This is a genomic window from Bradyrhizobium valentinum, assembly GCF_001440405.1.
In the GTDB taxonomy this organism is placed as follows: domain Bacteria; phylum Pseudomonadota; class Alphaproteobacteria; order Rhizobiales; family Xanthobacteraceae; genus Bradyrhizobium; species Bradyrhizobium valentinum.
In genome coordinates this window covers 502-22718 of the sequence record NZ_LLXX01000211.1, presented here as the reverse complement: position 1 = coordinate 22718, position 22217 = coordinate 502, and the positions used below count along the sequence as shown (strand labels likewise).

At 61.8% G+C, this 22217-nt stretch carries 26 protein-coding genes and 1 pseudogene; 12 read left to right on the top strand and 15 right to left on the bottom strand.

Annotated features, from left to right (window positions below; genetic code table 11):
- The first annotated feature begins 777 nt into the window (after positions 1 to 777).
- Positions 778 to 1797: a VOC family protein gene (locus CP49_RS36965; RefSeq protein ID WP_245311059.1), complete on the top strand. Its 1020-nt coding sequence runs from the start codon at positions 778 to 780 to the stop codon at positions 1795 to 1797.
- A 50-nt stretch (positions 1798 to 1847) separates the two neighbouring features.
- Here CP49_RS36965 and CP49_RS36960 read toward each other — a convergent pair whose 3' ends face one another.
- Together CP49_RS36960 and CP49_RS36955 are read right to left on the bottom strand one after the other, a co-directional pair.
- Positions 1848 to 2660, bottom strand: coding sequence for an isocitrate lyase/PEP mutase family protein (locus CP49_RS36960; RefSeq protein WP_057855030.1), 813 nt, complete (start codon positions 2658 to 2660; stop codon positions 1848 to 1850).
- Positions 2661 to 2728: 68 nt separating this feature from the next.
- Complete coding sequence (locus CP49_RS36955; protein WP_057855035.1) at positions 2729 to 3037, bottom strand: NIPSNAP family protein; 309 nt, start codon at positions 3035 to 3037, stop codon at positions 2729 to 2731.
- A gap of 174 nt (positions 3038 to 3211) precedes the next feature.
- On the opposite strand from CP49_RS36955, the gene CP49_RS36950 reads away from it, so the two are divergent.
- From CP49_RS36950 to CP49_RS49535, 3 genes are all read left to right on the top strand, one after another.
- Entirely contained in the window at positions 3212 to 3910 is a 699-nt protein-coding gene (locus CP49_RS36950; RefSeq protein WP_057855029.1) for an ArsR/SmtB family transcription factor, read from the top strand.
- 242 nt (positions 3911 to 4152) lie between these two features.
- On the top strand, positions 4153 to 5163 hold the full coding sequence (locus tag CP49_RS36945; protein WP_082646436.1) for an alpha/beta fold hydrolase: 1011 nt from the start codon (positions 4153 to 4155) through the stop codon (positions 5161 to 5163).
- An 83-nt stretch (positions 5164 to 5246) separates the two neighbouring features.
- On the top strand, positions 5247 to 5501 hold the full coding sequence (locus CP49_RS49535) for a GCG_CRPN prefix-to-repeats domain-containing protein (RefSeq protein ID WP_082646434.1): 255 nt from the start codon (positions 5247 to 5249) through the stop codon (positions 5499 to 5501).
- A gap of 71 nt (positions 5502 to 5572) precedes the next feature.
- Here the strand turns inward: CP49_RS49535 and CP49_RS36940 are convergent, their stop codons facing one another.
- Together CP49_RS36940 and CP49_RS36935 are read right to left on the bottom strand one after the other, a co-directional pair.
- On the bottom strand, positions 5573 to 5908 hold the full coding sequence (locus CP49_RS36940) for a twin-arginine translocation signal domain-containing protein (protein WP_057855028.1): 336 nt from the start codon (positions 5906 to 5908) through the stop codon (positions 5573 to 5575).
- A 204-nt stretch (positions 5909 to 6112) separates the two neighbouring features.
- Complete coding sequence (locus CP49_RS36935; protein ID WP_057855027.1) at positions 6113 to 6430, bottom strand: EthD domain-containing protein; 318 nt, start codon at positions 6428 to 6430, stop codon at positions 6113 to 6115.
- A gap of 123 nt (positions 6431 to 6553) precedes the next feature.
- Between CP49_RS36935 and CP49_RS36930 the strand changes: the two genes are divergently transcribed.
- A complete protein-coding gene (locus CP49_RS36930; RefSeq protein WP_057855033.1) occupies positions 6554 to 7801 on the top strand; it encodes a glycerophosphodiester phosphodiesterase family protein in 1248 nt (415 codons plus the stop codon).
- Between the two features lie 111 nt (positions 7802 to 7912).
- On the opposite strand, the gene CP49_RS36925 is transcribed toward CP49_RS36930, so the two are convergent.
- The 6 genes and pseudogenes from CP49_RS36925 to CP49_RS36900 all read right to left on the bottom strand — a co-directional run bounded on the left by CP49_RS36925 (position 7913) and on the right by CP49_RS36900 (position 13088).
- Entirely contained in the window at positions 7913 to 8260 is a 348-nt protein-coding gene (locus tag CP49_RS36925; RefSeq protein ID WP_057855026.1) for a hypothetical protein, read from the bottom strand.
- Positions 8261 to 8375: 115 nt separating this feature from the next.
- Entirely contained in the window at positions 8376 to 9365 is a 990-nt protein-coding gene (locus tag CP49_RS36920; protein WP_057855025.1) for a Bug family tripartite tricarboxylate transporter substrate binding protein, read from the bottom strand.
- A gap of 140 nt (positions 9366 to 9505) precedes the next feature.
- On the bottom strand, positions 9506 to 10102 hold the full coding sequence (locus tag CP49_RS36915) for a GNAT family N-acetyltransferase (RefSeq protein WP_057855024.1): 597 nt from the start codon (positions 10100 to 10102) through the stop codon (positions 9506 to 9508).
- A 92-nt stretch (positions 10103 to 10194) separates the two neighbouring features.
- Positions 10195 to 11067, bottom strand: coding sequence for a hypothetical protein (locus CP49_RS36910; protein WP_057855023.1), 873 nt, complete (start codon positions 11065 to 11067; stop codon positions 10195 to 10197).
- Between the two features lie 299 nt (positions 11068 to 11366).
- Positions 11367 to 12530 (bottom strand): annotated as a pseudogene (gene ftsZ, locus CP49_RS36905) (cell division protein FtsZ); the annotation flags it as partial.
- Positions 12531 to 12581: 51 nt separating this feature from the next.
- The gene (locus CP49_RS36900; RefSeq protein WP_057855021.1) at positions 12582 to 13088 is read right to left on the bottom strand and encodes a nucleotide exchange factor GrpE; all 507 of its coding nucleotides are present in this window, start codon (positions 13086 to 13088) and stop codon (positions 12582 to 12584) included.
- Positions 13089 to 13330: 242 nt separating this feature from the next.
- Here CP49_RS36900 and CP49_RS36895 point away from each other — a divergent pair, with 242 nt between their 5' ends.
- The 5 genes from CP49_RS36895 to CP49_RS36875 all read left to right on the top strand — a co-directional run bounded on the left by CP49_RS36895 (position 13331) and on the right by CP49_RS36875 (position 16469).
- Positions 13331 to 13540, top strand: a complete 210-nt coding sequence (locus CP49_RS36895) for a hypothetical protein (RefSeq protein WP_057855020.1) — start codon at positions 13331 to 13333, stop codon at positions 13538 to 13540.
- A 4-nt stretch (positions 13541 to 13544) separates the two neighbouring features.
- Positions 13545 to 13895 (top strand): cupin domain-containing protein, encoded by a 351-nt coding sequence (locus tag CP49_RS36890; RefSeq protein WP_057855019.1) that lies wholly within the window; start codon positions 13545 to 13547, stop codon positions 13893 to 13895.
- Positions 13896 to 14113: 218 nt separating this feature from the next.
- On the top strand, positions 14114 to 14575 hold the full coding sequence (locus CP49_RS36885) for a VOC family protein (protein WP_057855018.1): 462 nt from the start codon (positions 14114 to 14116) through the stop codon (positions 14573 to 14575).
- 328 nt (positions 14576 to 14903) lie between these two features.
- Positions 14904 to 15938: a hypothetical protein gene (locus tag CP49_RS36880; protein ID WP_057855017.1), complete on the top strand. Its 1035-nt coding sequence runs from the start codon at positions 14904 to 14906 to the stop codon at positions 15936 to 15938.
- A gap of 228 nt (positions 15939 to 16166) precedes the next feature.
- Positions 16167 to 16469 (top strand): hypothetical protein, encoded by a 303-nt coding sequence (locus CP49_RS36875; protein WP_057855016.1) that lies wholly within the window; start codon positions 16167 to 16169, stop codon positions 16467 to 16469.
- Positions 16470 to 16512: 43 nt separating this feature from the next.
- On the opposite strand, the gene CP49_RS36870 is transcribed toward CP49_RS36875, so the two are convergent.
- The gene (locus tag CP49_RS36870; protein WP_057855015.1) at positions 16513 to 18045 is read right to left on the bottom strand and encodes an acyl-CoA carboxylase subunit beta; all 1533 of its coding nucleotides are present in this window, start codon (positions 18043 to 18045) and stop codon (positions 16513 to 16515) included.
- 134 nt (positions 18046 to 18179) lie between these two features.
- Here CP49_RS36870 and CP49_RS36865 point away from each other — a divergent pair, with 134 nt between their 5' ends.
- Together CP49_RS36865 and CP49_RS36860 are read left to right on the top strand one after the other, a co-directional pair.
- Positions 18180 to 18593: a DUF4260 domain-containing protein gene (locus CP49_RS36865; protein WP_057855014.1), complete on the top strand. Its 414-nt coding sequence runs from the start codon at positions 18180 to 18182 to the stop codon at positions 18591 to 18593.
- Between the two features lie 147 nt (positions 18594 to 18740).
- The gene (locus CP49_RS36860) at positions 18741 to 19310 is read left to right on the top strand and encodes a hypothetical protein (RefSeq protein WP_338060455.1); all 570 of its coding nucleotides are present in this window, start codon (positions 18741 to 18743) and stop codon (positions 19308 to 19310) included.
- Positions 19311 to 19460: 150 nt separating this feature from the next.
- Here the strand turns inward: CP49_RS36860 and CP49_RS36855 are convergent, their stop codons facing one another.
- The 4 genes from CP49_RS36855 to fliK all read right to left on the bottom strand — a co-directional run.
- Entirely contained in the window at positions 19461 to 20492 is a 1032-nt protein-coding gene (locus CP49_RS36855; protein WP_082646432.1) for a serine hydrolase domain-containing protein, read from the bottom strand.
- Between the two features lie 151 nt (positions 20493 to 20643).
- Positions 20644 to 21462 (bottom strand): class D beta-lactamase, encoded by an 819-nt coding sequence (gene blaOXA / locus CP49_RS36850; protein ID WP_082646431.1) that lies wholly within the window; start codon positions 21460 to 21462, stop codon positions 20644 to 20646.
- A gap of 79 nt (positions 21463 to 21541) precedes the next feature.
- Complete coding sequence (locus CP49_RS36845) at positions 21542 to 21808, bottom strand: EscU/YscU/HrcU family type III secretion system export apparatus switch protein (protein ID WP_057855011.1); 267 nt, start codon at positions 21806 to 21808, stop codon at positions 21542 to 21544.
- On the bottom strand, positions 21805 to 22217 hold a 413-nt coding region (fliK, locus tag CP49_RS48315; RefSeq protein ID WP_245311058.1), incomplete at its 5' end, for a flagellar hook-length control protein FliK. The genes CP49_RS36845 and fliK, both read right to left, overlap by 4 nt.

Here is a 22217-nt window from a genome sequence, read left to right as displayed (position 1 = left end):
TCGACTGGTATTGTTCGATTGAGTTGGAATACACACGCTTGTCATCGGCAAGCTGCCCACGCTGGCAGGCGAACGGTGCAACGAAAACAAGAGATTGGCCGGGTCGATCGCGAGCCCGGCCAATGAAATCGTGGCTTGTCGATACACAATCAGCAAGCGTCGTTGCCTAGCACCAGCGGCACCGGCCCCAAGATGCACAGCAACCTGCACATCCTATGCCTATGCCTATGCCCGGCACGCCCACCCCTATCCAACCAACGCCGCAGCCACCACAGCCACCACACCCGACGCCGCATCGGCAGGCTCTGCATCCACAGCCTCTGCAGCCGCGACAACCACCGCATCCGTGGAAGCCACCGCATCCCCGGAAGCCGCCACATCCGCGGCAACCACCGCATCTGCCGCAGCCGCGCTGGGCCAGCTGCACTCCGCTTAGGTCGTTGTCGAACAGTTCGTTGTCGAAGAGATGGAAGGTGGCGAGGCTGACGTCGGCAAGTTCCTCTTCACCGAGCGTGATCATCATGCCAGGAGCGAAATTCCGCCCCTGTTGAACGTCACCGGTCGGTACGGCCGAGGCTGATGCGCCTCCTGCTAGCGAAAAAGTTAATCCGGCGGCACCCAACGCCGGTACTGCGGTTCTGGCTACTCGCTTCTTTTTCGAAGCTTGCTTCACCCGCGGCATGGTCGCATCCTCCAATGTTGCCAGAAGGATATCCGTGACGCAATCTTACGCTGATCAAATAAGGCAGACAAGATTCATGCGCACACGAAAACGTAATGACGCTCGTTCAGATTGCATTCAACTTCATGAAGATGTTGCCGCATTTTCGTTCATTGCAACGACGGTCCGCGCCCGCAGTGCAGATTGCAACGAGTGCGACTTGGTGCAGTGCGCAATCGTCTCCAAGGTTGAACGGAGAAATTGGTTTGGTCAATCAACTCGGACACTTCGCCTGGTATGAGCTCCTGACCACGGACGTCGCGGCAGCAGGCGCCTTTTATGGCAAGGTCGTCGGCTGGGGTGCGAGAGATGCGTCGACTCCGGAACTGGCCTACACGGTGCTTACTGCCGGCGAAGTTCCGGTAGGCGGACTGATGGATCTACCGGAAGAAGGGCGGCGATTGGGGGCAACTCCGAGGTGGGTCGGCTACGTCGCAGTCGATGACATGGATGCGACGGCCACACAGATCAGGCGTCGTGGAGGCGCTGTCCTGCTGCCGCCAACGGACAGCAATATCGGCCGGGTTTCAGTGGTCGCCGACCCGCAGAAGGCTACTTTTGCGCTGGTCAGCGGACTGACGTACGGCCAACGGCAACCCAGCGGGCTGGACGAGCTGGGACGCGTGGGCTGGCACGAGTTGCTGGCTGAGGACCGGAACAAGATCTTTGATTTTTACGGCGAGCTTTTTGGCTGGCAGAAGGCTGACGGTGAAACCGATGCGGCAGACCTCTATCAGTTGTTTTCGGCGGCCGGGCAGACAATCGGTGGCATGCTCACCAAGCTTCCGAGCGTGTCGCAGCCGTGTTGGCTCTATTACTTCAATGTTGACGACATCGGCGCGGCCGCCAAGCGCGTCAATGCTGGCGGAGGCCGCATCCTCCAGGGTCCGACCGAATTGCCGGATGGTTGCTGGATCGCGCGATGTGCCGATCCCCAAGGCGCACTGTTTGCGCTGCAGGGTGCTCGAGGTCCGCAAGACACCGAGCAACCCTCAGCCTCTGAAGTCGCCTGGTCCGCCAAGTGGGGTGGCATTGCTTCGCAGGGCAGGATGGTGCTGCCAAAGCCGAAGCGCTAAACCAGAGTGCTCGCAGGTACCGACCGTGATCAGTTTTATGGGTTCATGCTTTAGCTGAACATCTTGTTGAGTTCGCCGCCGGGATAACCGTTCGCGAATTCGATGAACGTGCCCTGCTCCGCCATCTCCTTTGATGCCTTCATGAAGCCGGCCCACGCCATTCGCGCCAACGAGGCGCCGACGCTGATGCGGCGGACGCCGAGATCCGAGGCCGCCTGCAGCGACGGGCCGGCCGCGCCGACCAGCAGATTGACGGGCTTTGGATGCACCGCCTTCACCACAGCCGAAATCTCTTCCGGCGTCGCGATGCCGGGCGCATAGAGGCAATCGGCGCCGGCTTCGGCATAGGCCGTGAGCCGGTCGATCACGAGCTTCAGATCCTTCTGCCCGCGCAGGAACGCCTCGCAGCGGCCGGTAAGCAGGACGCCGCTATTGTCGGCATCGATCGCCTTGCGCGCCGCCCTGATGCGATCGACGGCAAGCGCGCGATCGAACAGCGGCTTTGCGTTGTCTCCGGTAAAATCCTCGATCGAAAGACCGGCCACGCCAGTCTTCACCGCGCGCGCGACATTGGCGCCGACCTTGTCCGGTTCGTGCGCAAAGCCATCCTCGAAATCGGCATTGACGGGAATATCGACCGCCGCGCTGATCGCGGCGAGATGCGTGCAGACGTCGTCGACGGTGACGCGGTTGTCGGCCTTTCCAAGCGTCCAGGCAAAGCCTGCGCTCGTCGACGCCAGCGCCTTGAAGCCGAGATGCTGCAGGGCTTTCGCGCTGCCGACATCAAAGGGATTGGGGATAATGAAGCATCCGCTCTCGTGCAATTTCCTGAATGCGGCGCGTTTGTCAGCAGGTGTCAGCATGGTCGCTCCCCTCTGGTGATTGCTTGCGCCGCGTAGATAGGAACGCAACGCCTATTCCGCCAGACGCCTCACGCCACGACCTTGCGCAGAAACGTCCGCTCCTCGGCGAGGATGAACTTGTGCTCCTCGGCGAAATTGAAGTTGGCCATGCCTTCGCTGTCCGCGCGGAGCCGCGCCCGGTAGCTTTCGTAGGCGGCGAGGCTTTCGAACGAGATCAGCGCGAAGGCGATGTTGTTGGTGCCCTCGTGCGGCATCCAGTAGCCGATCAGGTCGCCGCCGCATTTCGGGATGATGCTGAGCCAGTTCTTCGAATATTGCTCGAACAGAGCGCGCTTGAACGGATCGAGCTGGTAGCGGATGAAAACGGTGACGGTCATGATGGAGACTCCGGTGATTGTAACCGTCATTGCGAGCGCAGCGAAGCAATCCATGCCCCCGCTTGCGACGCGATGGATTGCTTCGTCGCTTCGCTCCTCGCAATGACGGAGCTGACTTCTGAGAGCGCACAATACCCGCTTGCCCTACCACGATGCTTCGGTTAACATCGAACTATGAAAGCAGGTCCCGACATTGCCATGGTCGCCTCGCTGGTCGGCGATCCCGCGCGCTCCAACATGCTGACCGCGCTGATGACCGGCCGCGCGCTGACCGCGAGCGAGCTGGCGCACCAGGCCGGCATCACGCCGCAGACCGCGAGCTCGCATCTCTCCAAGCTCGAGGCCGGCGGCCTGATCGAGCCGGAGAAACAGGGCCGTCACCGCTACTACCGACTCACCGGCCCCGACGTCGCTCATGTGCTCGAAGGCCTTGCGGGCCTCGCGGAGCGCGCCGGCCACACCCGCGTGCGTACGGGGCCGAAAGAACCGGCGCTGCGCCGCGCGCGGATCTGCTACGACCATCTTGCCGGCGATCTCGGCGTGCAGATGCTCGACAGCATGCGAAGCCAGCGGCTGGTCCGCCAGACCAAGCAGTCGATCGAGCTCACCGGCGAGGGCAAGCGTTTCATGGCTGAGGCGCTGCAGATCGACATCGAGACGCTGGCCCACCCGCGAAGGCCGGTCTGCAAAGCCTGCCTCGACTGGAGCGAACGGCGGCATCACCTCGCGGGAACGCTGGGCGCCGCTGTCATGAGCCGCTTCACCGAATTGAACTGGGCGGCGCGCGACCCCGCGCCGGGCAGCCGCGTCGTCAATTTCACCCGGACCGGCGAAAAGCAGTTTGCCGCGCTGTTCGGCCACGCGCAGGACTAGGGCCTCCTCTGAACTGCAACGAGGAAGGCATCAACGGGACCTCATCCCGAGGAGCCGCGTTAGCGGCGACTCGAGGGATGGGCCACGGGCCCCATGGTTCTCCCGGCGATGCGGAGCATCGTCCGGAGACGGCGCGGAGCTGGTTAATTGGCTCATGCTCTCGCCAAAACGTGAAATGCAAAGGCTTTACCGCGCGCGTTCATCGCATCAATAAGGCCGCATCCAAAACGATGGAGCCTGCGATGCGACGCGCGATCATTGTCTGCTTTTTCATTATCGTGGGCGGCCTCTCCTGCGCGCAGGCAGCAGCCGAGACTGCGGCGCGCGAACCTTACGGGATCGGCCTCGAAGGCTTCGCCTACCCCCATCCCGTCCACATGCTGCCGCTGGTGAACGACGGCGAACAGTTGCGGATGGCCTATATGGACATAGCTCCGGCGCAGCCGAACGGGCGCACCGTGGTGTTGCTGCACGGCCGCAATTTTCCGTCGAGCTACTGGGCGCCCGTCATCAAGACGCTGAGCGATGCCGGCTATCGCGTGGTGGTGCCGGATCAGATCGGCTTCGGCAAATCCTCCAAGCCGCAAGGCGACCTGCATTTCGATACGCTGGCGCGCAACACGATCGCGTTGCTCGATCATCTGCAAATCGCAAAGGCCGACATCGTGGCGCATTCGCTCGGCAGCATGCTCGGCGTTCGGATCGCGCGCGCCTACCCCGACCGGATCGCGCATCTCGTGCTGACCGCTCCGATCGGCCTGGAGGATTACCGGCTCTACGTGCCGCCGACGCCGACCGAGAAAATTCTGGAGAACGAGGGCAAGCTCACCGCGGACGGCTATCGCAAGCAGCTCGAAACCAGTTACGCGCTAAAGCTGCCGCCCGAACAGATCACGCCGTTCATCGATGCGCGTTTCAACATCAAGGGCAGCGCCGAATATCCGCGCTGGTTGCGCGCATTCGTCAGTTCGGCGCAGATGATCTACCGCGAGCCTGTTGTGCACGAGATTCCGCTGATCACGCAGCCGACACTGTTCGTGATGGGCGCCGACGACAAGAACGCGCCGGGAAGAGCCAATGCGCCGGAGGCGCTGCGCGCGAAGATGGGGCAGAACGCCGAGCTCGCCAAAGCGCTCGCCGCCAGGATGGCGAAGGGCCGAGCCGAAGTGATCCCGAACACGGGGCATCTGGTCTTTCTGGAGGCGCCCGGTAAATATAACGAACTGGTGCTCGGATTCTTGGCCGCGCCATAGCACCAGGGAACATTCATGTTCCATTCAGGTCTCGTGACTAAGTTCCGGTCCGCGCCGCCTTGCGGCCGAAAACGGGAGAAAACATGAAATACCTCTTCGCAGCAGTTTTGGCCCTGGGCACGGTTGCCGGCTTTAGCGCCGCAGAAGCGGCTGGCGGATGCGGCCCCGGCTGGCATCGTGGCCCGTATGGCGGCTGCCAACCCAATCGCAGGGTCGTTGTCCGGCCGGCGGCCCCGGTCGTCGTGGTGCGGCCTCCAGCTCGGACCGTCGTGGTGCGGCCCGGCCGCGTGTGCCCCTACGGCACGGTGTGGCGCTACGGACGCTGCCGCGTTTACTGAGATTTCCAGATCACAAAAGCCCCGCTCGCGCGGGGCTTTTTTATTTTTCTCTAAACAATCCCTGGCGCGGCTTACCAGTAGTAACGACGACGACGCCAGTAGCGGCGGCGCCAGCGACGGCGGCGATGCCAACCCCAGTACCTGCGACGCCAACGGCGGCGACGCCAGCCCCAGCGTCTTCGGCCCCAGCCGCGATGGCGGCCGCGGCCCCAACGCACTTCTTCGGGCGTGAGGCGATCGACCTCATCACCCGAAGTGACAGCGGGTTGAGCATCCTTATTGGCGGGCAGTTTGGCGTCATCGGCGAGCGGCGTCGGCATCAGCGGCGCGGCTTGCGCGCTCGCTGCGAGCGCGACACCGCCCGCGGCAAATCCAAAGGCGAGTTTCAGAAAGTGGCGGCGCTCCATCACATCTCCTCCTCCGTTTGCTGTGTGCAAGAAAGAGAGTTTCGAGCTGCCGAGATGAACGCGCGGTGAATTGCGCGCTCAGCTTTGCCGCGAACGAAGCTGATCCAAGATTATTTTCGCGCGCCGATGCTCGCAGCGGAACTTTTGTCGTTGGTGCGGCATTTCTGCGTCACGCGCGCGTGTGACCACACCGCGATCTTCATCTCAGGCCGATGCGAGCTCCTCCGCCAGCACCAGCACTTCCCGCGTGCGCGTCACGTCCGGCCAGTCGCGATTGAAGTCCGCCACCAGACGCTTCATCTCCGGTCCCTCGATTGCGCGATCGAGTGCCGCCTTGTCAGGAAATTGGTACATCGCGTGATGCAGCGACGGATCAGTGTCGCTCCAGTAGCGCCACGCCTTCACGGCGCCGAACGATCTCATGGCATCCGGCAGATGCTCGCGCGAATACCAGGTGTCGAACGCCTCTCGCTTGGCCGGATCGGTCACGGTGGCGCGGACGACGAAAAGGGCTGCGGCCATTGGATTTCCTCCCGGGGATTGTTTTTGTTCGGCGCATGGGACACCGGTTGCCGGCCCACACGCAAATGTCACATGCTCCGTGATATCAAGGCCGCACGCAACGCGTTATCCGAGGTGCCACCCATGCCTGCCCGCCATCGCTCCGCCCTCCTCGCAGTCTTCTGCCTGTTAGCGGCAACTGCTCCCGCGCTTGCGGACGGGATCATGCTGCCGCGCGAGCCGCAGATCGGGCCGCGACCGTTCTATCTCGTCGACAAGATGAAGGACGGGCCGCTGAAGCAACAGCTCAGCCAGTGTACCGGGCCGTTTCGCAAGACCGACTTTTCCATCGGCCACCGCGGCGCGGCGCTGGAATTTCCCGAGCATACGAAAGAGTCCTATGTGGCGGCCGCCAGGACGGGCGCCGGCATCATCGAATGCGACGTGACCTTTACCAAAGACCGCGAACTGGTCTGCCGGCACTCGCAGTGCGACCTGCACACGACGACCAACATCCTGACCGTGCCGGAGCTTGCCGCCAAATGCTCGCAAGCATTCAGCCCTGCCGATCCCGCAACCGGCAAGAAGGCTTCGGCAAAATGCTGCACTTCCGACATCACGCTTGCCGAATTCCGGACGCTCGCGGCGAAGATGGACGGCTTCAATCCGGATGCGAAGACGCCGGAGGAATACCAGAACGGCACGCCACGCTGGCGCACCGATCTCCACGCCAACTCCGGAACGCTGATGACGCATGACGAGAGCATCGCGCTGATCAAAAGCCTTGGGGCCAAATTCACGCCGGAGCTGAAGGCGCCGGAAGTGCCGATGCCGTTCGATGGCGACTACACCCAGGAGAAATATGCGAGCCAGATGATTGCGGCCTACAAGAAGGCCGGCATTCCCTCAAGCGACGTGTTCGCCCAGAGTTTCAATCTCGCCGATGTCCTCCACTGGGTGAAGACCGAGCCGGACTTTGGGGCACAGGCGGTCTATCTCGAAGAGCGCTACGAGAAGCATGGTCTCGATCCCGGCAAGCCCGAAACCTGGAAACCCTCAATGGAGGAGTTGAAAGCCTCCGGCGTGAAGATCTTGGGCCCACCGATCCCGATGATGCTGGCATTGAACGACAAGAAGGAAATCGCGCCGTCCGAATACGCCAAGGCCGCGAAGGCCGCTGGCCTCGACCTGATCGGCTGGTCGCTGGAGCGCGACGGCCCGCTGCACAAGGGAGGCGGCTTCTATCACCGCTCGGTCAAGGCGGCGATCGACCGCGATGGCGATACGCTGACGGTGCTGGACGTGCTCGCCAAACAAGTCGGCGTGCGCGGCATGTTCTCGGACTGGCCGGCGACGACGACCTTCTACGCAAGTTGCACGGGAATGAAGTGAGGGCTTCGTAGGATGGGTGGAGCGCAGCGATACCCATCGCCACACGCACCGGCATTGATGGGTATCGCTGCGCTCCACCCATCCTACGCACTGCCTGTGCGAGCAGGCACGTCAACTCAGTTTCATGGGGCTATCACCAACCACCCGCAGATCGATCCTGCTGATCAGGTCCGAACGAAGCACCTCGGCGGCGCTGATCGCAGCGATGGTCTGTCGCAATGTACTGACATTCGATCCGAGCGACACGATTCCGCCCAGCATCAGGGCGATCGAGCCGATAACGGCAACCTGACTGGACCCGAACAGGCCGAGCATCGTAACGAGCAGCAATGCGACGCCGCCGGCGATTGCCGCCTTGGAAACCAGAATGATCTTTCGGCATCGCTCCGAGATTTCGGCAAGCTCCTCGAGCCGTTCCTCGATGAGTGAAATCTCGTCGATCGGGTCGTCCTCGGCCATCAGATTCAAGATCGAGCACCAATGTGTCGGTTTCGCAAGGCGGGTTAGACAACGGGGCGCGCATTCACGCGACCCGTTGGCGAACCCCCACCCTACCCGCTGAGCGCCTTTCGCGCTAGGCGGGCTCCAGGCCGAGCGCCTGCGCGGTCTCGATCCAGGTCGGCAATTCGCGCTGATACAGCGCATTGCTTTCCTTGAAGCCGAGCGCCGGCTCCAGCACGAACGTGGAGAGAACTTCCTTCACCTTCGGATCGCTATTGGCCGCCACGCAGAGTTCCGACAGCCGGTCGACGATCGGCTGTGGGGTCGCCTTCGGCAGCGCCCAGCCCGTGAAACCGCTCACCGTGAAAAACTTCGATGTCGCGCCCTGTTCAGGCAACGTCCTGACGTTCGGGATCGCGGCGACCTTCTTCGAGTGCACCGCGAACACCACGCCGTGGTTACCCTGCAGGACGGGTTGCGCGGCCGTGTAGCTGCCCATCGCGACGTCGAGCGTGCCGTCCATCAGCCCCGTCCACATCGGCGCCTCGCCCCGGTAGTGGATCGGCTCGATCTTGAGGCCATACTGCTTGTTGAGTTCGTTGATGGTCATGTGCGGGGCCGAGCCTGCGCTATAGGTGCCGAAGTTCACCTGGCCCTTCTTGCGCGCGAACGCGACGAAGTCGTCCAGCGTTTTGACGCCGGACGCCAGGCTCGCGACCAGCAGCAGCCCGGCGCCCGGGATGACGCTGACGAGCGTCAAGTCCCTGTCCATGTCGTAGCCGGGATTCTTCATCATCACCCGGTTCATCACGTAAGTGGTCGAGATGGAGCACAGGATGGTGTGGCCGTCCGGCGCCGCACGCGCGACTTCTGCCGCGCCAATCGAGCCGGAAGCCCCTGCCTTGTTTTCGATGACGACGTTCTGCCCCACCTGCCTGGAGATGTAATCGCCGAAGGCGCGCGCCAACAGGTCGGTCTGTCCGCCCGCCGGGTAGCTGCAGACCATGCGGATATTCCGCGACGGCCACGCAGCTTGCGCTGAGGCGCTGCGCGAAAGAAAAGGCAGCGCGGCAGCGGCCGTACCAGCAGCGATGAAATGACGGCGGTTGAATTTTAAGGGCATATTTCCTCCTTGGTTTTTCAAAGAGGGTATCGCATCGCCCGGCTTCTGCCATATGCGAAAGCCGGGACAGATTGGCGCACTTAGCGAAATTCGGGCTCTCGGCACATGATCCGCAAGCGCGCTAACGGAGAGTTGTACAATTAGAGCGCGCGGGATGCGGGCCGCAGCATCGGCGTCAGCACCGGAGAAGAGCCACTTTGGATTCTGCCGGTGATCTTGAAGCCGTGACGTTCATAGAGCGAAATGTTACGCGGATTCGAGCTTTCGAGGTAGGCCGCGATGCCCTCCTCGTCGCATCGTCGAAGAGCGTGTTTCATCAGCAACGTGCCGAGCCCTTGCCCGAACCAGGTCGGATCGGTGGCGATAACAGGCAGATACCAATGCGGCTCAAGCGGATGATGTTCGGCCATTCCTTTCATGACGGCCCCGATATCCTCTGATATCTCCGGGCGCAGGGTCTCCTCCATGATTGCGTCCATTTCTGCTTCGTCTGGCTCGACGCCTGGCGGCAGCCACAGCGCAACGGCGCGAGCCCCTTCAGTGATGTAGGCTGTGCCATGCTCGAAAGCCCGGCCGCCGAAAGCATTGACGAACCGAGGCATTGTTCGGAGGTACACGGACGGATCGGGCCAAGCCCAACGTGCCATCGGGTCGGTCGCAAAGCCGAGCACAATGGTGCTGATCGCGCCTGCTTGGACGTTTGCGTCCGCGGATTTAACTTCCGGCGCCGCCGCCATCGTGTCGTTCCCTCGGTCACCATTCGATCTTAGGCATCGTTAATGTAAACGGGCCGATGCCTTCTTCAAGAACCACGGCGGCGGCTATGAAACTATTGTTGTCGGGGCTGCAACTGCACTGGCGCCCGCGCTTGCGCCCTGGTTTGCGCCGGTGGAGGCGTCGACACGGGCTTACGCGGAGGGCTGGCAACCGGCAGCGGCGGATTAGCTGATGTCGCCGCTGATGGCACCGCGGATGTCGCCGCTGAAGTCTTGGGTCGCAGGTTCTGCTCGGAGGCGTTGGAGATCGCGCGCGCTATTTGTTCTTGGCTCGCCTTGAGCTGTTCGGCGATCCCAGCATTTTCGCGGGCCAATTCATCCTGGCTGGCCTTGAGCTGCTCGATCTCCTGCTGCACGTTTGCGAGATCACGCGCCATCGTTTGCAGCGACTGTGTCACCTCGGCTGGCATCGGGACGGCTGCCGCGTCTTGCGGCGCGGTCTGAGCCGGAGGTGGCAATTGCGAATGCGCTGCATCCGCCGCAGCCACCTGAACGGTGGGCGGGCTCTCCTCGGCAGCGAGCTTCGGCGTCGCCGACGGCAACGACGAAGCTGCGGCCAGTTGCGGCGCCCACCGGGAGATCATCGGCCTCACCGTCTCGCCATAGGACTGCCAGGCGAAAGCGGCGGTACAGATGCCTGCTGTCAACAGCAGGCCGATGAAGCCGCGCAGCGCCGGCCTGCCACGCGATGGCCGTTGAAGCTCTTTCACGGCCCTCTTCGCATCCGAAGAACGGCGCGCGGCATCGCGATCTATCTTGAAAATCTGCTCATTGAGACGCGCGAGCTGTTCATCCGCGAGGGCGATCTGTTCATAGGCATGCGCGAGCCGTTCATCGGCGCGCGCGACCAGCTCAACCTCTTGCGTAGACAGTCCCGGACTAACATCGCGTGGATCGGTTTGCTTGGTGTCCTCTGCGGAATCCATGGGCGCCTGCTCCCAGTTTGCCGTCAACTGAACGGGCGATCGTCGGATTGTAGACACTTCCTACCGCCGTTTTGACCAAAGCAAGGCTGGACGATGGAAAGTATAGGGCTGATTTTAGGCAGCAGCCCTCTGGCACCGCCCAGGCGAAGGGCCCGCTGCAGCGTGGGTAGAGCGTGAGCTACCTTGGCTCCAACGACGGCTCAGTTGGCCTTGCGGCCCAGAAAGGCCGGGATATCGAGAACTTTTTCCTCGATCGAATTGCGCACAGGAGCGGCGCGGCCGTACGGATCGAGCCCCTGCGGAGCCGCCTGCCGCGCATGTTCCGCGATCGGCTTTGCCGTTCGCCCTTCGAGTTGGCGGGCCGTCGGGAGGAGCGACGGCCCCTCAGATTGCGGCGGCGGTGGACTACGCTCGATCCGGTCGGCGATGCGACGCCTGTCGTTGCTCAGACGGCCGGCGAGGTCCGTAAGTGAGCCTTCCGCCGGCTGCGTCTGACGCACCGCGCCGAGATTATCGATGCCGGTCGCCACGACCGAGACGCGGACCAAACCTTCGAGGTTTGCATCGAAGGTAGCGCCAACGATGATGTTGGCATCCGGGTCGGCCTCGTCGCGGATGCGGGTCGCAGCTTCGTCAACTTCGAACAGCGTGAGATCCCTGCCGCCGGTGATGGAGACGATGAGGCCGCTGGCGCGCTTGATCGAGGGATCCTCGATCAATGGATTGGAAATCGCAGCAATAGCGGCGTTGAGCACGCGCTTGTCGCCGGAAGCCTCGCCCCTGCCCATCATGGCCTTGCCCTTCTCGCGCATCACCGAGAGAACGTCGGCAAAATCGAGGTTGATCAGGCCTTCCTTGACGATGAGGTCGCTGATGCAGGCCACACCCGAATAGAGCACCTGGTCGGCCATCGCGAAGGCATCGGCGAACGTGGTCTTCTCGTTGGCAACCCGGAACAGGTTCTGGTTCGGGATGATCAGGAGGGTGTCCACCGCCTTCAGGAGTTCCGCGATGCCGGCTTCGGCAAAGCGCATGCGCCGCTGGCCCTCGAACTGGAATGGCTTGGTGACGACACCGATGGTGAGAATGCCGAGCTCCCGCGCAGCCCGGGCGATGATGGGCGCAGCGCCAGTGCCGGTACCGCCGCCCATACCGGCCGTAATGAACACCATGTGCGCGCCGGTCAGATGATCGCGGATCTCGTCGAGCGTCTCCTCCGCCGCGGCGCGTCCCACATCGGGCTGTGCGCCGGCGCCAAGGCCGCCGGTCACCTGCGCGCCCATCTGGATGACACGCCCGGCCTTCGAACTGGTGAGCGCCTGCGCGTCGGTATTGGCGACGATAAACTCGACGCCTTCGAGCCCGGCCTCGATCATGTTGTTGATGGCATTGCCGCCCGCGCCGCCGACCCCAAACACGATGATGCGTGCCCTCAGCTCGCGGACGTCGGTGATGCCACTCATTTTTGCCCCACGGTTGCTCCGCCAAGCCGCGGAATGAGAGAAAAGGGATTGCTACCCGCCAGCAGCCTTGCGGTCTGCTTCCACCAAGCTCGCAGCCAGATGCCCCACCCGGCGCGCAGAATGTCCGTGATTCTCGTTCGAACTGCCAGCTCTGACCGCGATCCGCAGCGCTGCCACCTCCCCCTCCAGCCGCGCCGTCGCCTCCCTGGCGGCTGTGGTCTCGGCGGTCGCCTGCAAGACCTCAGCCATCAGGCGATCGGCGCGCTCGCGTTCGTGCTCGAAGTCCGCGCGATGGCCGGCCGCCCTGGCCTCAAGCTGCGCGATCTCCGCCCGCAGCGTCGCGATCATTGCCGTCAACTGAGCGCCGTCGCCTGCCTGGCGACGGCCCGGTGGCTGTGGCGTATATCTGATTTCAGCGAGATCAACGCTCACCAGGGCCCTGCCATCCTCCGAAAGTGAGCGTGGCAAGCCGCGCCGCTTGGCAAGCGAACGGGCGGCTGCTGGCGAAATTTTCAGGCGTGCGCCGAGAGCGCCATAAGTCAGAATCTCAACGGGCATCGGCTGTTCTCCTCGAACGAACCGCGGGAATCGGCTGATGATGACCGGGTAGTGACCGCAAGGCTAAGGGCGTTGTGGTTAACAGATGGTTAACGGGCGGCGCGCCGCCGGCTTGAACTTGCCGCGATGACCTCTCTGCGGCGGCTGGATTTGTGGAACTCAGGGCATTGGGACGCTGCAAGCTGGTGTGGGGTCAACAGGTTGCGGTATAATCCAGCAATCGCGGCTGAGGCGCGATAGCTATGGACGAAGAACAGCTCGCTGACCTCCACAGATTCCTGGCCGACTACCATCGCCGGCTCGCCAAGGAAGCAGTGCTCGACGTCGTGCAGCAATACCACTCCGATCTGGCACAGCGGCTCGCGGACGAGGCCGCGCTGATCCCAAGGCGAAGGGCGATCGCGCAGCGGCTGCGCGAGGGTGAGCAGCGGCTAAGGGACGATGGGGAGTGAAGTCATGAACCAGCCGCAGCCAGTCAAGGACGCCAGTCAGCTTTACGAAGTCGAGCGTCGCGCCCAGCACGTCGCGCGCCCCGGCTTTCGCATTACGGAGCTGCAGCTCTCTGCAACCCAGAAGGTGCCGTGGCACACCCACACCAATGTGTCAGATACTTTTTACGTTCTGGAAGGCCACATGCGGCTGTTCCTGCAGGATCCGAAAGAGGAAGTGAATTTGAAGCCCGGCGAAGTCTATGTGGTCAAACCCAGGCGACCGCATCTGGTGACCAACGGAGGGACGACGTCGCTCACCTTCCTGGTTCTGCAAGGCGTCGGCGAATACGATTTTGTTCCGCTGGTGTCGCGTTAGGCCGAGCTTTCATGATGTTGAGGAATGGTCAGCGCGACTTCCTATTGTTCCGAGAAGCAAGATAACGCGGAACCCTGTAGCGCGAGCGCCCGCGGACCCGCCGTCGCGGCAATGAGACCGTCACACTTTCTACAAACAACCGCGTGAAAATCCAAAAGACTAAGGGGGAATGTTGGGTCGTTTTGCTGCAGGCGTCATCCAAACCAGAGGAGACAGCGATGGCAACTAAAGTAAAGCCCGTTCCTGAGGGATATCACACCCTCACGCCTTATCTCGTCGTCGACGGCGCGGAAAGGATCGTCCAGTTCATGAAGAACGCATTCGGCGCGCAATTCGTGTTCGAGCCGATGATGCGGCCCGACGGCAAGATCATGCACGCGGAGCTCAAGATCGGCGATTCCGTCGTGATGATTTCCGATGCTTCCGAACGCGCAAAGCCCACTTCGGCCATGCTGCACGTCTACGTGCCCAATGTGGATGCGGTTTACCAGATGGCGCTGAAGGCCGGCGGCACGTCGGTGATGGAGCCCGCGGACATGTTCTATGGCGACCGCAGCGGCGGCGTGACGGATCCAGCCGGCAATCACTGGCACATCGGCACCCACGTCGAGGACGTTTCGCCTGCCGAGCTCAAGAAGCGCGCGACGGAATTCATGAAGCAGCAAAACAAGGCGGCCTAGCGCGCTTCGCTGCAGAATAATGCGGGGCGGGTTAGCTTGTCCGCCGAAGCTCGGAAGAGCGAAGGCGGAAGCGTGGCCCGCCCGACAACCCGCCCTGCACCACGCATATCGCCACGATGGTGGGTTACGCCTTCCGCCTTCGCTCTTCCGAGCTACGGCGGACAGGTCGGCTAACCACCCTGCGCATTCGCCCATCGTACTCTACTCGCTCAATCGCAGCATCGCCGCCAGCAAAACGCTTCAGGCTGGACGATGAAGATCGTGGACACGGCAATTTCCTTCAGCGAAACTCAATGACATTTAGGCAAATGATCATTTGAGCGACAGCATGGTTCGTCGAGCTGAGCTTACACCAAAGTTAGTTTTCGAGATTGACCCTCCTAAGACTGGCGAGCGTTGGGTAGCCGACACGAAGATCAAGGGATTTGGGCTCAGACTCTGGTCTACGGCTTCCGGAGGCCAAAAAGCTTTTGCAATCCGCGCCGCAAAGCGTAACGGCAAGATGATTCGAAAGACCTATGATCCGAACATCGCATGGCGAAGAAGATTGGGTTTTTCGTACGCTGATCGCGAAGACAAATTCGGTCTTGGGGAATATCTCGAGGATGCGCGGGATTGGGCAAAGGATGAGATAGATCGGATCAAGGGGAAACTGACAGGCACAGAACAAGCATGGATAGAACATCGCGCTGTCGGAGAATTGGTAAAATCGCTTCCTCTAGGGCGCGCAGGAGATTCCTTGTTGCGCGGACTAAAACTCAACAACGCCTCTCAAAAGTATCTCGATCGTTTAGACAAACTCTTTGCTAGCAAAATTTCCAAAGCACTCGAGGAAACGCCTCTAGCAAAGTTGAAACCGGGCCAAGTCGCAAGAGCACTCGCGAGAGCTGACCTATCAGCTGGTAATGTTAGGACGCTGCGGTCTTTCGTCTCTCAAATTCTCGAACGCGGCGCGTCCTTCCACGGCCCTCTGGGACGTTTTCACGATGAATTTGCGTCTTCCTTCTCGACTGAGTGGGATCGGGTACGAAAGGTACGATATCCCGCGCTTAACAAGCTTTCCGACAAGAGATATCGCCAGATATTTGATATCCTGGAATCCGAGACCGAGTATCGGCAACAAGCTCTAGCCATCAGAATTTACTTTGAGTTTCGCGCTCCACTCACTCGCATTCTCCGTGCAGAATGGAACCAAATCTATGGACCTCATTGGTATCCTTACGCTCCCGACGAAAAGGAATTTTGGTTCGAATGCCGAGAGAACATCGAGAACGATGCAAAGAGAATATTGGATCAGATACGACAACTTGGTGCACCTGAATTTGATGGAAATCGCTTTTGGTTTCCGGACCAACTTCCCTAGACGTTACGGCCATATTCGATCGGTGGAGCACGTCTGGCGCCTGACGTTACGTAGGTGCGGATTGCGATACTACCCGCTCCGCGAATTCTCTCGCAGCTATCGCGAGTTCAATAATCCCAGCTACTACATTTCATTCCTTCGCCAATACAAACCGATCTTTGACAACGCGCTAAATGTGGCAGAACTGTCCAAAAAAGTCGCCCTCGCAAGAAAAACTTAAAAATATCAATGGGCTACGCGTCGGTGAGAGGACAACACAAATTTCCATTCCTTGATTTGGGCGATGCCCCCGCAAATCCTGTCAACGAACGGCCGTTCACCACGACTCATTCAATTAACGACAGGAGCCATGAAACGAAGCATCTATCAAAAGCTGAAATTGCGATCGTTAAGGCGCGTATTCTTCGGGGCGATCGCTATGTGGACATCGCGTCGGACTATCGACTCAATCAAGGGCGTCTCGCGGATCTAAAGTTTGGCCGCATTCATGCGGATGTCGAACCCGCGAATCTGGACGATCGAAGAAGCTAGTTATATCCGTGGGGGACTTCGATACGTCCCCCACTTCTTCTCGTCACAACGGCAAATTGTCGTGCTTCTTAACCGGCATCTCGACCTTCTTGTCCTTCAACATAGCCAGCGCCCGTGCGATCCGCTTCCGTGTCGAGTGCGGCATGATGACGTCGTCGATGTAGCCGCGCTCGGCGGCGATGAACGGTGACAGGAAGCGGTCTTCGTATTCCTTGGTTCGCTTGGCGATCGCATCGGGATCGTTCATGTCGCTGCGGAAGATGATTTCGACCGCGCCCTTGGCGCCCATGACAGCGATCTGCGCGGTCGGCCAGGCGTAGTTCATGTCGGCGCCGATTTCCTTCGACGCCATCACGTCGAACGCGCCGCCATAGGCTTTTCGGGTGATGACGGTGACGAGCGGCACCGTGCATTGGGAGTACGCGAACAGCAGTTTGGCGCCGTGCTTGATCAGGCCGCCATATTCCTGCGCGGTGCCCGGCAGGAAGCCCGGCACGTCGACGAACGTCACGATCGGGATATTGAAGGCGTCGCAGAAGCGAACGAAGCGCGCGGCCTTGCGCGAGGCGTCGGAATCGAGCACGCCCGCCAGCACCATCGGCTGGTTGGCGACGAAGCCGACGGTGCGGCCGGCGATGCGGCCGAACCCGGTGACGATGTTCTTCGCGAACGCCTCCGAGATCTCGAAGAAGTCGCCCTCGTCGACGACCTTGAGGATCAATTCCTTCATGTCGTAGGGCTTGTTCGGATTGTCGGGGATCAGCGTGTCCAGCGACATGTCCACGCGGCCGATGTCGTCGAAGCTCGGCCATTCCGGCACGCCGTCGGTGTTGTTGGACGGCAGGAAGTCGATCAGCCGGCGCATCTGTAGCAGCGTCTCGACGTCGTTCTCGAACGCGCCGTCCGCAATCGAGGAGCGCGTAGCGTGCACCGAGGCGCCGCCGAGTTCTTCTGCCGTGACCACCTCGTTGGTGACGGTCTTCACCACGTCGGGGCCGGTAACGAACATGTAGCTGGTGTTCTTCACCATGAAGATGAAGTCGGTCATCGCCGGCGAATAGACGTCACCGCCGGCGCACGGGCCCATGATGACCGAGATCTGCGGGATCACGCCCGAGGCAATGACGTTGCGGCGGAACACGTAGGAATAGCCCGCGAGCGCCGCCACGCCCTCCTGGATGCGCGCGCCGCCGGCGTCATAGAGGCCGATGATCGGCGCTCTCGCCTTCATCGCCATGTCCTGCAGTTTTGTAATCTTCAGCGCGTGAGTTTCGGAAAGCGAGCCGCCGAACACGGTAAAATCCTTGGCGAAGACAAACGTCTTGCGGCCGTTGACGGTGCCCCAGCCGGTGACGACGCCGTCGCCCGGCACCTTAGTCTTTTCCATGCCGAATTCGGTCGAGCGGTGCTCGACGAACATGTCGAATTCCTCGAACGAGCCCTTGTCGAGCAGCAGCTCGATGCGCTCTCGCGCGGTCAATTTTCCGCGGGCGTGCTGCGCCTCGATGCGCTTTTCGCCGCCGCCGAGCTTGGCGCCGGCGCGCCGTTCTTCGAGGGTGTCCAGGATATCCTTCATGCTGCTTCCGCCCGCCTTTAGACCGATTTCATGGGCCTTCTAACACGGCCTTTTCTGAACGGGAAACACCCCTTCCGGCCTCTGGTACCGCCATCCGGCACGCCCTATATGCCCATCCTGATCAGGGGAATGGAATGACCGATACCGCAAGCGCCGAGACGTCAGGCGCCGTTACCGGGGGCCTGCGAACAGTGCTTCGGCTCGAGGGATTAGCGCTCTTTATCGGCATGACGCTGCTTTATTATATCTGGGACGGCGACTGGTGGATCTATGCCATCCTGTTCTTCGTGCCCGATCTCAGCTTTGCGGCCTATCTGTCGGGACCGCGTTTCGGCGCCCTCGTCTACAACGCCGTGCATAGCTACCTCGCGCCGATGGCGATGATGACGACCGGATTTGCCACCGCCTCGCCGCTGGTGCTCTCGATCGCGATGATCTGGCTGGCCCATATCGGCTTCGACCGCGCGCTCGGCTACGGCCTGAAATATGCCAGCGGCTTTGGCTTCACCCATCTGGGTCGGATCGGCAAGCCGTCCACCAAGGCTTAGGCAGGCGGCACGCTTAAGTGAGTGAACGCGGCCGTCGCGTGATCGTCTCTGCTGGCATCCGGCAACCGCAAAGGAAGCGCAGAAAGCCGGGAGCGAATTTCCTCTTGCGCTGTTCGAGCTGGGGTAGTGGCAGTGGAACCCGCCCGCATGACCGAGGGCGGCGCCGGAAACAATGAACCGGCTCGCCGTTTGGGCGTTTATTGCCTAACCGAATGGAGGGCCATCAAGATGTCTGGATCCAGTCTCACCCGAACGGCGTTGCTGCTTGCATCGCTAACCCTGCCGGGCAGCGCGGCCCTGGCCGCACCCATCTCCCCCTTTGCCGCCATGGCGGGTACATGGTCCGGTGGCGGCGTGCTCAGCACCACGGACGGACAACAGGAGCAATTGCGTTGCCGCGCAGCTTACAATGTCGCCGGAGCCGGCGAGCAGCTTCGGCTCAATATAAGATGTGCCAGCCCAAGCTATAACTTCGATCTCGCAAGCGACGTTGAATACCATGGCGGCGCGATCTCGGGTTCATGGAGCGAAACCAGCCGCAACGCTTCCGGAACGCTTTCCGGACGCGCCTCCGGCGATCGCGTCCAGGCTGCAGCGAGAGGCGACAGCTTCTCGGCCAACTTGTCGTTGACGACGCGTGGCGGCCGCCAGACAGTGTCCATCCAACCTCAGGGCACTAACGTCACGTCCGTCTCGCTCGCGCTGAACCGGCGTTAGCGAAGGAGCGCCACGATATCCGCGAGGCATTGCTGCGCCTCCGCGATGCGCGCAGCGACGCTCATCGTTGCTGACACGCGCAGCGGCATCGAACTTAAACTCGGCCTGCCATCGCCGGAATGAACAGCCGTTCGTCATCGGGATATACCGTCAGGTTTTTGGGAGCGGGTATGCCGCGTTCAAGAGATGCATGCCAAGCGCGATATTGGGGTCATAGTCGGCTGCATTGGACAGAAGGATGCAGTTTCGCCGGGTCTTGGTCGAGTAGCCGATGAAGGCCGCATAGCCGCCGGTGCCGCCACTCTTCCAGATCAGTTCGTCGCCGAACCGCAAGGAGACGAACCAGCCGAGACCCACGTCGCGCTGATCGGTCTGCGGGCGGCGCACGGAAAGCGCCATCCTCTGTGCTGCGGCGACCGGCGTATCGGCGGGATCGAGGCACGTCTGAAGAAACTTCAACAGGTCGTTCGCCGTTGAACGAAACGCGCCGGCACCCGCAAGCGCCAAATAATCCCAGTTCGCGACCGGCGCGAGCTCCGCGCTGTGGCCCTGCGCCAGGCGCTGTCTCATCGAGCTTGTGAGGGTGATGCGGGTGTCGTCCATGCCAAGCGGCGCGCAGATGCGCGAAACGACGAGCTCTTCATAACTTTTGCCGGCGCGCAGTTCGAGGATATGGCCCAGCAGGCCGAAGCCGAGATTGGCATATTCGTAGTGCGTGCCCGGCTTGAAGCCGAGCTTGTGGTTCGACAGGTATTCGTAAAGCCGCTCGGCCGTGTAATCGATGTAGGGATTGCTCCAATCTTTCGGCGCGAAATTCGACGGCATCCGCGGCAGGCCCGAGGTGTAGGTTGCGAGATCAAGCAAGGTAATCGGCGCGCCCTCGAAATCCGGCATCTTGACGCCGGCAGGCAGAAATTTAGCCGTAGGGTCGTCCGCCGCCACCTCGCCGCGCAGCACCATGTCGGCGAACAGCAGCGCCGTGAACACTTTTGTGATCGAGCCGATCTCGAACACCGTGTCGGCATCGAGCCGGCGATCGGTGCCGGAACGCCCGTAGGCCGTTACGCTGCGCCGGCCGCTGTCGATCGTCGCGGCGACGATTCCCACGGTGTCGCGGGCGATATCCACGCGCTCCTTCAGGATGGCGGCGAGCTCCTGCTCCGGCATTGACTGGGCTTGCATTGACTGGGCCTGTGCTCCTCCCCGCGCGAGCAGCAGCGCCGGGGCCTGCGGCAGAACCGAGCGGCGATGCAGTATGCAAGCTCCGTTGGCCGTCCCTGCCCCGCGCGGCCGGGCTCATGCAACCCTAGCCTGCGCAACCCGAATCAGCCCGTCAATAGGCCACGATATCGGCAAGGCATTGCTGCGTTACGGTCATGCGGGCGGCGATGTGGCTTTGCTCCTTGCAGTCCATGTTCATGGCGAACACGGTGCCGGAAGATCCCTTCTCCGCCCAGCCGACCATCCAGCCCAATGACGGCTTGCCTGCTTCCGCACCCAGCAACCCGCTCTTGGCGCGGATGGTGGCGTCGCCGACCTTGGTCACGGTGAGGATATCGCGCGTCAGTTCCTGGCTGCGCTTGGACACCGGCAGCACGCCGCGCCGCAGCCGGTCGACGAAATCGATCTGCTGCACCGGGTCGATGCGCAAATTTCCGGTCAGCCAGAACTGATCGATGCCGCCGCCGATGTCGCGGTTGCCGTAGTCGAACAGGTCGACATATTTCTGCATGCGCTCGGCCCCGATGCGCCGGGCGATTTCCTGATAGATCGGCACTGCAGATGCCGCGATCGCCGAGCGCAGCGTGTGGTCCTTGTTCCAGGCCTCGATGTTGCGCGTCACGCCGTCCCACTTGAAGACATCCTTGTCGGGGTCCTCGACCACGCCGGTCTCCAGTGCGATCAGCGAATGCGGAATCTTGAAGGTCGAGGCCGGCAGCCTGCCCTCGCCCGAGCGGACCTTGTCGCTGGCGATGATCAGGTAGTCATCCACCTTGTAGGCGACGAAGGTGCCTGTTGTGCCGAGGTCGAAAAACCGCTTGGACAGATCGTCGCGAAACTCGCTGCGCTGGTAGGAGACATTCGCGAAACTGCGGTTGGGAAGAATGCTCGCGGCGGTGAGAAGACCGAGCGCATGGCGGCGATTGATCACGGCTCTATCCGAACTGGTTGAGGGATGCAGAAACGATGCAGATGGCATCGTGGTAAAACAATGACAATGGGAAGAGTTGCTAGCGCACACGTCCCGACAGCCGCAGCACGAAGATCAGCACTTCGGCGACCGCCTTGTAGAGCTCCGGCGGAATTTCGTCGCCAAGCTCCACGTGAGATAACGCGCCCGCCAGCACTTCGTTCTCCTCGATCGGGATGTCGTGTTCCCGGGCGAGTTCGATGATCTTCGCGCCGATGACGCCCTTGCCCTTCGCCACCACCCGCGGGGCGCCGGTCTTGTCATAGTGCAGCGCGACCGCAAGCTTGTTCCTGGTCTCGACGCTCATAGCGCGCGGTCCAGAAAATGGCCGGCACGGGCGGCGGGTGCGGCCTGCGGCGGCGCGCCGTCGCGGATCACGATATCGCCGGGCTGCAGTTCGGCCCGGCTGAGCGCCTGGCTCAGGTCGGACGCGCCGGCGCGCAGTTGCTCCGCCGTCGCAGGCCGTTCCGCCCAGATCCGCACCGAGGTCTTGTCGCCGGTGAGCGATATCAGCGCGTGAACCGGACCGGCCGGCTCGACGTCGAGCGAAAATCGTGCCCGCCACACTCGCTTGGCGGCCTCGACTTCCTGCTCGCCGCCATCGCGGGAAATCTCGAACTGCGCCATCGCCGTGCCTTGTGGCGTCACAAAGGGAATCTCGAAATTCCAGCGTGGAGCCGTCGCGTCGGCTTTCAGCGCTGACGTATCGACGCGAT